Origin of the sequence: Nonomuraea sp. NPDC049400 (assembly GCF_044466425.1) — a bacterium.
In the GTDB taxonomy this organism is placed as follows: Bacteria; Actinomycetota; Actinomycetes; order Streptosporangiales; family Streptosporangiaceae; genus Nonomuraea.
Map to the genome: position 1 here is coordinate 1 of NZ_JBITMP010000120.1, position 9,014 is coordinate 9,014.

Annotated in this window: 11 protein-coding genes; 4 read left to right on the forward strand and 7 right to left on the reverse strand. The window is 69.4% G+C overall.

Annotated elements, in window-relative coordinates; translation table 11 throughout:
* Positions 1-370 (reverse strand): LysE family translocator (locus tag ACIBVN_RS60195; RefSeq protein ID WP_397151817.1); only part of this gene is annotated, 370 nt, incomplete at its 3' end.
* 111 nt (positions 371-481) lie between these two features.
* Here ACIBVN_RS60195 and ACIBVN_RS60200 point away from each other — a divergent pair.
* Positions 482-1,456, forward strand: a complete 975-nt coding sequence (locus ACIBVN_RS60200; protein ID WP_397151819.1) for a LysR family transcriptional regulator — start codon at positions 482-484, stop codon at positions 1,454-1,456.
* A gap of 733 nt (positions 1,457-2,189) precedes the next feature.
* On the opposite strand, the gene ACIBVN_RS60205 is transcribed toward ACIBVN_RS60200, so the two are convergent.
* Genes ACIBVN_RS60205 through ACIBVN_RS60215 form a run of 3 tightly spaced genes read right to left on the reverse strand, consistent with a single transcriptional unit; the run spans position 2,190 to position 4,137 of the window.
* Positions 2,190-2,732 carry a fibronectin type III-like domain-contianing protein gene (locus ACIBVN_RS60205; RefSeq protein ID WP_397151821.1) on the reverse strand — a complete coding sequence of 181 codons (543 nt, stop codon included), beginning with the start codon at positions 2,730-2,732 and terminating at the stop codon, positions 2,190-2,192.
* A complete protein-coding gene (locus ACIBVN_RS60210) occupies positions 2,648-3,937 on the reverse strand; it encodes a glycoside hydrolase family 3 protein (protein WP_397151823.1) in 1,290 nt (429 codons plus the stop codon). Before ACIBVN_RS60210 ends, ACIBVN_RS60205 begins: the two co-directional genes overlap by 85 nt.
* A gap of 23 nt (positions 3,938-3,960) precedes the next feature.
* The gene (locus ACIBVN_RS60215) at positions 3,961-4,137 is read right to left on the reverse strand and encodes a hypothetical protein (protein ID WP_397151824.1); all 177 of its coding nucleotides are present in this window, start codon (positions 4,135-4,137) and stop codon (positions 3,961-3,963) included.
* Positions 4,138-4,303: 166 nt separating this feature from the next.
* On the opposite strand from ACIBVN_RS60215, the gene ACIBVN_RS60220 reads away from it, so the two are divergent.
* Both ACIBVN_RS60220 and ACIBVN_RS60225 read left to right on the forward strand, forming a co-directional pair.
* On the forward strand, positions 4,304-5,416 hold the full coding sequence (locus ACIBVN_RS60220) for a MerR family transcriptional regulator (RefSeq protein ID WP_397151826.1): 1,113 nt from the start codon (positions 4,304-4,306) through the stop codon (positions 5,414-5,416).
* Positions 5,413-6,702 carry an MFS transporter gene (locus ACIBVN_RS60225; protein ID WP_397151828.1) on the forward strand — a complete coding sequence of 430 codons (1,290 nt, stop codon included), beginning with the start codon at positions 5,413-5,415 and terminating at the stop codon, positions 6,700-6,702. The genes ACIBVN_RS60220 and ACIBVN_RS60225 overlap by 4 nt, the downstream gene beginning before the upstream one ends.
* Before the next feature lie 222 nt (positions 6,703-6,924).
* On the opposite strand, the gene ACIBVN_RS60230 is transcribed toward ACIBVN_RS60225, so the two are convergent.
* The 3 genes from ACIBVN_RS60230 to ACIBVN_RS60240 all read right to left on the reverse strand — a co-directional run bounded on the left by ACIBVN_RS60230 (position 6,925) and on the right by ACIBVN_RS60240 (position 8,559).
* Positions 6,925-7,095 (reverse strand): hypothetical protein, encoded by a 171-nt coding sequence (locus ACIBVN_RS60230; RefSeq protein WP_397151830.1) that lies wholly within the window; start codon positions 7,093-7,095, stop codon positions 6,925-6,927.
* A gap of 391 nt (positions 7,096-7,486) precedes the next feature.
* Positions 7,487-7,657, reverse strand: a complete 171-nt coding sequence (locus ACIBVN_RS60235) for a hypothetical protein (RefSeq protein WP_397151832.1) — start codon at positions 7,655-7,657, stop codon at positions 7,487-7,489.
* Positions 7,657-8,559: an aminoglycoside phosphotransferase family protein gene (locus tag ACIBVN_RS60240; protein WP_397151834.1), complete on the reverse strand. Its 903-nt coding sequence runs from the start codon at positions 8,557-8,559 to the stop codon at positions 7,657-7,659. Before ACIBVN_RS60240 ends, ACIBVN_RS60235 begins: the two co-directional genes overlap by 1 nt.
* 154 nt (positions 8,560-8,713) lie before the next feature.
* On the opposite strand from ACIBVN_RS60240, the gene ACIBVN_RS60245 reads away from it, so the two are divergent.
* Positions 8,714-8,980, forward strand: coding sequence for a hypothetical protein (locus ACIBVN_RS60245; RefSeq protein WP_397151835.1), 267 nt, complete (start codon positions 8,714-8,716; stop codon positions 8,978-8,980).
* The last annotated feature ends 34 nt before the right edge of the window (positions 8,981-9,014 follow it).

Genomic DNA, 9,014 nt, shown 5'->3' on the forward strand with positions numbered 1-9,014 from the left:
CGAGGTTGGTGATCAGGCCGGTGAGATATCCGCCCGCGAAGCCGGTGCGGCGCCCGCCCTCGCGGGGCGGGCGGGTGGAGACGGTGGTGAGCGCGGTCCGCAGCGTGTTCACGCCGAGGATCATCAGCACGATGCCGCCGGCGATCCGGAGCAGCGCGTACGCGGTGGGGCTGGCCAGCAGGACGGCGGACAGCCCGGCCGCGGCGGCCGTGGACCACAGCAGGAAGCCGGTGGCGTTGCCCGCGAGCGTGCCTCGGACGGTGCGTTGCCCGCCTTCCAGAACCTGCCGGATCATCAGGGCTTGACTCGCGCCTGGCAGCATCGCCAGCAGCAAGGTGGTGGCGATGAAAACGGGCACATGCGTGGGCATGGGGGAAGAACCCCTTTCCGGGGATTGCGGCCGATGGGTGTCCCGCCAGTCTTCCTCTCCCGCACTCGTAAGAGAAGTTAAAAGAAAAGGGTGCAGCGTTAGGATTAGTGAATGGTGGTGGATCCGGGACAGCTACGGCTTCTCGCGTTGATCGAGCGGCACGGCTCCTTGACGGCGGCGGCTCACGCACTCCAACTCACGCCCGCGGCGGTCACCCAGCAGGTGGCCAAGGCCGAGCGCGACTGGCAGGTGCCCCTGGTCATCCGTGGTCCCCGCGGAGCAACGCTCACCGCGGCCGGTGCGCTGCTCGCCTCCCACGGTCGAACCGTGGAGGAGGCATCGGACAGGGCCGAGGCGCAACTGGCCGCACTGCTCGGCCACCTCTCGCTCCGTCTGCGGATCGGGACGTTCCAGGCGGCCGCCCTGCACCTGCTGCCACCCGCCCTGACGGCTCTGCGACACCGCCATCCGGACGCCGACGTCTCCGTCATAGACGTGGTGTCCGGACGTGGAGCGGACGAGATCAGCGCGGGGCGCCTGGACCTCGCCATCGTCGCGTCCTGGGGCACACCGCTCGCGCCGCCCCCACACCTACGGGCCCACTCGCTCCTGTTGGACCCGATGGTCGTGGTTCTCCCCGATGACCACCCACTGGCCACCGGACAGCCCCCGGACACCGAACTCCACCTGGAACAACTGCGCGACCAATCATGGGTTTCCATCCTGGCCGGCCACGCCGCCCGCGAACAGTTCCACGACGCTGCCCGCGAGGCCGGCTTCACTCCCACCGTGCGGTTCGAGACCGAGTCCTACGACGTCGCCCAGGCCCTCGTCGGCACAGGCATCGCAGTGGCCCTGGTCTCGCGCCTGGCCCTGACCCATGCGCCTGGCACCACCCACCGCGAACTGGCCCACCCCAGGCCCTACCGCCAGCTCTACGCCGTGACCAAAGCCGACGCCAGCCTCACACCACTCGCAGACATGCTCATCGACCTCCTACGTGACGTCGCCCGCGACATCACCGCCACCTGGGAGGCTTCCCTGCAAGAAGAACAACGCTCATCGAACTCACCGGACGGAGCCTGAAAAGCCCCCGTTCTGAATCGACACCGCCTGGTCCGGAGCGGCCGGGCCCCGCTCCGACCGACCATCGACGCCGGCAGCCGGCTCGGCGTCGGCCCCACCGTAGCGCCGCCAGTGCGCCGAGTACGACGACCGCAACACGGTGCGGATACGCGCTTGAAGGCGACGCGGGCGTGGTGCGGGTCGGCCACCGTGGTGACGCGGAACTCGTGCCCGGCGTAGGTGAAGACGCTGGTGAGCGTGCCCGCCCACAGCTCGAGGCCCTGGAGCGGGTCGGTGAGCGCGGCGGGGTCGGTCTCGGGAGGCGCGTCCGGCTCGGGGCAGAGAATGAGCCCGATGCGGCCCAGGTCGAGCCGGTGCGGGTTGACGTGCAGCCAGGTCCCGGCCCGGTACTCCGGGGCGACCTCGCCGCCCATCATCGCGGCCATGTCGAACTTGTCCGGATACTGAACCGGCCCGCGCGTGGTCTCGTAGGCCGTCATCGCGTCGGCGAGCACGAAACCCTCGGGGTTGGGCATGGAGTGCCAGCCCCAGGTCGACATCGTCGCGGTGTTCACGGCGAGCCGCCCCTCAGCCATGGCGGTGGCCTGGTCGTGGAAGGTGGTGAAGGTCTGCATGCCGGTGATGTCGGCGGTGTAGGCGAAGTTGCCGACGGTCAGCGGGCCGGCGGCATCAGGTGTGGTCAGCTCGATGGTGTGCCGCCGGACGACGGCCTCCCGGTCGATCAGACTGTCGCTCACTTGACCTCCAGGACGGCCGCCGTCTCGGCGGTGGAGCTGCCGCCGATCCAGATGTCGAACGTGGTGGCGTCCTGCACGATGCCGCGCCTGGTGGCGCTCCAGTACGACAGTTCCTCCGGTCCGAGCCGGAAGGTCACCTTCCGCGTCTCGCCCGGCGCGAAAGAGAGCCGCTGGAAACCCTTGAGTTCGCGTACGGGGCGGGAGGCGCTTCCGTGGCGCTGGTGAATGTAGAGCTGGACGACTTCGTCGGCCTTTCTGCCGGAGGTGTTGGTCACCTCGACCGACACCGTCGTCGCCTCTCCGACCGCGATGGCGTCGTGCCCGACCCGCAGATCGGAATAGGTGAACTCGCCGTACGACAGGCCGTGCCCGAACGGGTACAGCGGCGTGCTCTCCTCCTCCCAGTGACGCCTGCCCTGGTCCTGCGGGGCGAAGGTGCGATGGTGCGCGTAGATCATCGGGACCTGCCCGGCGTGGCGTGGCCAGGTGAAGGGCAGCCGCCCGGCCGGCGAGACGTCACCGGCCAGCACCGCGGCCACGGCCTCTCCCCCGCGCGTGCCGGGGGGCGATCTCCGCGTCGTCGTCGTGGTCGGCGCTGGTGGCGACGATCGTGGGGTCCATCTGGTCGAACACCGACGGGTAGGTCCGGGCCGGGATGCCCGCACCGGGCGCGTGCCCGGATCTGAGCCCGGCCTCCGAGGCGGGCACGCAGGCCGTCGAGGATGGACACGGTCTCGTCGGTGTCGTGCGCGAAGACCCATGGTCCCAGGGTGTCGCGTTTGCTGTCGGCCAGTTCCCCGATGACCGCGACGGTGGTGAGGGCCTCGGTGTTCAGCGGCAGGGCGTGGCCGTCGTTCTTGAGCAGGACGATGCTGCGTTCGGCGGCCACCCGCGCCGCGTCCCGGTGCCCGGCATCGGGCAAGGCGAGTGCCTCGTCGGCGTACGGGTTCTCGAACAGGCCCAGCCGGAACTTGATCGCCAGAACCCGACGGACTGCCTGGTCGATCGCCTCTTCCTCGACCAGCCCTTGGCTGACCGCCTCGGGCAGGTGCGCGAAGGCGGGGTCGAACATGCACATCTCCATGTCGAGCCCGGCGTTGACCGCGCGGGCCGCCGCGTCGGTGAGGTCCCTGGCGAAGTGCTGCACCTCGAGCGAGCGCACAGCATTGGCGTCGGACACCACGAATCCGTCGAAGCCCAGAGCATCCCGCAGCACGCCGGTCAGCAGCCACCGGTTCCCGGACGCGGGGACACCGTTGAGATCCATGTACACGCTCATCACGTTGAGCGCGCCGGCGTCCACGGCGGCCCGGAACGGGGGCAGGTAGACGTTCCACAGCTCGGAGTCGGAGACCTCGGCGTCGTCGTAGTCGCGTTCGCCACGGGCCGCCCCGTATCCCGCCAGGTGCTTGGGCCCGGCGACGATGCGGTCGGCGCCGAGGTCGCCCTGAAGTCCCCGCACCTGCGCGGCGGCGACGGCGGAGGCGAGGTACGGGTCCTCGCCCGGCCCTCCGATGATCCGTCCCCATCGGGGATCCCGGGAGATGTCGATCATCGGCGCGAACGTCCAGTGGATGCCGGCGGCACGTGCTTCTCGGGCCGCGGCGGCTTGGGCGGCTTCGATGGTCGCCGTGCACCAGCTGGCGGTCAGCGCGATCGGCACCGGGAAGATGGTGCGCAGCCCGTGGATGACGTCGAAACCGAACAGCAGCGGGATGCCGAGCAGCAGAGGCGGCGCCGGCACCTCCACCTTCGTGATTCTTGTGATCAGGAAACGGGCTCCACGGTGATGACGATCTCGGCCGGATCGCATTCCGGGGCGGTGGCGAGCAGGCGGATCTTGCCGGGGCCGATGAGGCGGACGACGGCGAGCGCGCGGCCGTCGTAGGTGCGGCGCTCGTACGGGCTCTTGGCCGAGGTCCACATGTCGAAGGTCTCGTCCACCGTCGCTGCACCTCGACTGGCGGATCGCGGCCGGGGGCTCTTGTCGACGGCTGTAGCCTTCCCAGGCGGAAGGCGGGCTGGGACCACGGCGCTGTGTTGACCTTCCCCTTGGGTGAAGCGGCAGCATCGTCGGCACCGGCCGCGGTGGCCGGGACGAGGAGGAGTGGTGCGGCTGCTGACGATCGGGGCGTTCGCCCGGGCCGCGCGGTTGTCGCCGAAGGCGCTGCGGCTCTACGACGAACTCGGGTTGCTGCGGCCGGCCGCGGTGGACGGCGAGTCCGGATACCGGTTCTACGATCCGGCCCAACTGGAGCGGGCCCGGTTGATCGCCTGGCTGCGGCGGCTGGGGATGCCGTTGGCGCGTATCCGGCGGGTGTGCGACATGCAGGCGAGCGCGGCAGCCGAGGAGATCGCCGGCTACTGGGAGCAGGTGCTGGCCGAGACCGCCGCCCGTGGGGAGCTGGCCACGTTCCTCGTCGACTATCTGTCGGGGAGAGGAAGCACCGTGGAAGAGACGGCAACCATACTGGGGATCCGTTACGCCGCCCGGTCAGAGTTGGGACTGGTGCGCACGAGCAACGAGGACACCGCGTACGCCGGCCCCCGGTTGCTCGCGGTGGCCGACGGGGCAGGCGGCTGGAGCGGGGACCTGGCGAGCGCGGCGGCCGTGGACGCGCTCAAACCGCTGGAGACCATGGCCGTCCCGGCTGAGGACCTGCTCGGCGCCCTCGCCGACGCCGTCGATGAAGCCGATCGGACCATCGGGGAGATCGCCGCGTCAACGCCGTCCGGTGAGGCGGTCACCACGCTGACCGCACTGCTGTGGTCCGGTTCCCGGCTGGCGCTGGTGCACATCGGTGACACCCGGGCGTACCTCGTACGTGACGGGGAGCTGTTCCAGATCACCCATGACCACACCTACGTCCAGGCACTGGTCGACGAAGGAAGGCTGACCGCGGAGGAAGCGGCCTCGCATCCGCAACGCGCGCTCCTCGCACGAGCGCTGACCGGTACAGGCGGGGCCCAGCCGGAGCTGTCGCTGCATGGGGCCGTGGCCGGTGACCGGTACCTGCTGTGTTCCGACGGGCTGTCCACCGTCGTACCGGCCGGATCGCTGCATGAGGTGCTGACCGGGCCGGGTGCGCCGCAGCAGGTGCTCGACGAATTGGTCGCGCGGGCGTACGCCGCCGGCGCCCCCGACAACATCGCCTGCGTCGTCGCCGACGTGGTGAGCCTGGAGACACCGGCCACGGCTGACGCGGGGGGCACTGGACAGTGACCACGTCAACAGCCCGGTCGCTCGGCACCTACACGATCGACCGCCGCCCGCTGGCCATCGCGGCCTACCGGCGGCTGTGGGTCGCATCGGCGGTGGGCGCGGTGGGCGGCTCGTTCAGTGTGGTCGCCGTGCCGACGCAGCTTTTCACGGTGACCGGCTCCTCTGCGGCCGTGGGCGCGGCGGGGGCGGTGTCGTTCGTCGCGGTGGTCGTGGCGGCGTTGTGGGTCGGCGCCCTCGCCGACGTCATGGACCGGCGAAGAGTGTTGCTGATGGCCCACTGCGGCCTCGCGTTCACGTACGCGGCCTTGTGGGTCCAAGCTGTGTTGGGCGGACGCTCGGTTCCCGTCCTGATGATGCTGGTCGCCTGCCAGGGCCTGTCCTTCGGAGCGATCATGACCACGATGGGCGCCGTGGTGCCCCGCCTCGTGCCGGTCGAGCTCCTGCCGGCAGCGAACAGCCTCAGCTCCCTGACCCGTTACGCCGGGTCGATCCTCGGACCAGTACTGGCCGGTGCCTTGATGCCGGCGATCGGGCTCGGCACGCTGTACCTGCTCGACGCCGTCGCACTCGTGGCCGTCGTGTGGGCCGTCGTCAAGCTGCCACCGCTGCCGCCCCAGACCCACCCGGCCGATCCGGCCGCGCAAGGCTGCGAACCTCGTCCTACGATCGGCCAGGTGCTGGCCAGCATCCGGTACTTGGCGGCCAGCCGACTTCTGGTGGCGGTGGTCCTGGTGGACCTGGCGGCGATGGTCTTCGGCATGCCGGTAGCCCTGTTCCCGGAACTTGCCCAGCACACCTACGGCGGGCCTGCGGGAGGCGGCCTGGAGTTGGGGCTCCTCTACGCCGCCTATCCTGCCGGGGTTGTCACGGCCGGCCTGCTGTCGGGCACGTTCACCCGTGCCCGGCGCCACGGTGTTCTCATGGCGGCGGCCGCGGCGGCGTGGGGCACCACCGTCGTGGTTCTCGGACTGGCCACACGGCTGTGGATCGCACTGGCGGCGCTCGTCCTCGGCGGTGCGGTCAACTTCGTGCTGAGCACCTTCCGCAATGCCATCACACAGGCACACACGCACGACGCCATGCGCGGCCGGATCCAGGGATCGCTCACCGTCGTCCTCTTCGGGGGGCCACACATCGCGAACATGCTGCACGGGGCCGCCGCATCCATCCTCGATCACCAGACAGTAATCTGGGCCGGTGGGCTGCTCACCACGGTGACCGTGGCGGCTGTCACATGGGCACTGCCGGAGCTGCGGAACTACACCACTCGGCATCACGACCTCTGACCCCCGAAGAACCTATGCACCCGCTGTCCCCGCACTGGCGCGCAAACGATGACCCGGCCTGACCGGCCTGGCGCGAGTGTCCCCGGCGACGTCCCCTTCCGCTACGAGGTCGCGTCGTTCGGCTGCATCACCATGACAACGACCTTCCCGCCTGTGTCCGCAAGGTGCGCCGATCGCTGGGGCTGCTGGGTCACTCGCTGAAGCAGTGCCGTCACCTGGCCTCTATGTGTCCTGGCCAGGCGACGGCGGCTCAATCCGCTTCTGGCAGCAGTGCTTGAGTAGTTCCTCGCGCACTCGGTCAGGGAACTGCTCGGCGTGGGCGACATCGGCGGCCAGCCAGTCGGTCAGCTTGCCGTTGACCTTCCAGCCGCACGACTTCCGCAGGATCTTCATCACCGACGCCATCCTCAACGGCCTGCCGCCGCCCATCGCCCAGATCATCGCAGGTCACACCAACATCAACACCACGATGGGCTACGCGGCGATCTATCCCGCAGACGCCATCGAAGCCCACCAAGCCTTCATCGCCCGGCGCCGCGGCCTTCGACCCGCCAACGAGTACCGGGCAGTGCCCGACGAGGAGTGGCAAGAGTTCCTCGGACACTTCGAGAGGCGCAAGCCGGCTCTGGGGCAGTGCGGCCGAGCATACGGAAGCAGCTGTGTCCACGAGCACGCCTGTGTTCGATGCCCGGTACTGATCGTGGGGCCAGGCGAACGGCCCCGCCTGGAAGAGATCCGTGAGAACCTCCATGCCAGGATCGCCGAAACCGAACGTGAAGGATGGCTAGGCGACGTTGAGCAACTGACCGTCAGCCTCGCCGCCACCGATGACAAGATCAGCCAGATTGACGCCAGGGAGCGACGAAAGGACTCGCCGGTGTTCATCGGCATGCCACCGATCGGCCAGCTCGTAGTTCGGGAAGCTGAGAACCGAGACAAAACGGGCCGACTGCATCAAACGCCCTTCAGAACACGATCAAGTGCCGCCCGGCCTGCAGGTCCCCAGTTCGGCTTGCCGCCGGGAAGGCCCCGATCTCCGTTCTGCCCCATGAGCATCAGAAAAAGGCTCTTCATAGCGGCCAGCCCGCGGGCGCGCCGGATCGCCGCCTCATCCGCGTGCGCGTACGCGTCGAAGAACCGTGCGGCCGCGCCTGCGGGGAGCAGCACCCATGCGGCGCCGAGGTCCCACGCGGGATCACCGGCGAACAAGGCACCGAAATCGATCACGCCCGAGATCGTCCCGTCCGAGACGACGACATTCGCGGGATGGAGGTCACCGTGCACCCACATCGGCGGGCCCTCCCACTCGGGGGCCGCGACTGCATCGGCCCAGACGGCCCGGACGGCGCGGACATCGCCGACGGCGTCGGGGTCAATGGCCTGCAAGAACTGCTCGAAGCCACCCGTGCACCTCTTGGGGTGAGCGCCGAAGTCCGAACTGGCCGGGGCATCGGCAGGCGCCTCCACATGGAGCGCCCTGAGGAAGCCCGCCAGCGTGTCGGCCGCGTGGGCGCCGCGGCTGATCGAGTCATGGTCCAGCGGCTCGCCCGGAACCCACGTCATCACGGTCCAGTGCTTGGGGAAGCGCTCGGACGGTTCGCCGAACCGCACCGGGGTCGGCACCGGGAGCGGCAGGCGCGGGGCCAGCACAGGTAGCCACCGCCGCTCCTTGAGCTGGAGCTCCGGGGTAGGGTCCATGCGCTGCATGCGCACGGCCAACTCGTCCCCGAGGCGCCACATGTGGTTGCCCCAGCCGCCCGCCACCTCGCGGATGGCCAGCCCTGCAAGGTCTGGATGTTGCTCCTGCAGCAACTCGCGGACCAGGTCTGCGGTGATCTCAATCTCGGTGTCGGTCATGCGAAGTCACAGTACTGAGGCGGCAGGCGGACCGGTTCTCGCTCCAGAACATCTCGCTGTGATTCCTCTGGCATCACCGATTCGGTTTTCAGAGAGCTCCAGATCAGAGGCTTTGGGACGGAACGGCCCCATAGTTCAGAGAATCCTGCATCCGGTGCCCACTCTTGCGCATCGCCCCTGCCCGCAGCGTCGGCTCCAGGAGATCCGCGACCACCCGCTCGCCCGCATCACCGAAGCCGAACGCGAGGACTGGACCGGCGAAGCCGAAGGGCTCCACGTCAGCCTCGCCGCCGAGCCTCTGTCAGTCCTTCGCGGTGGGGCGGGAGACATGGGTGACGGCGAGTCGGGTCGCCGTCGCCCGGGCGTCGGGATGCTACGCGGGCGGATGGAGGACGGTGACCGCGTGGGTGGTGCTCGCTGATTGGATGGTCGAGTTGCCGAGCAAGTTGACGGTG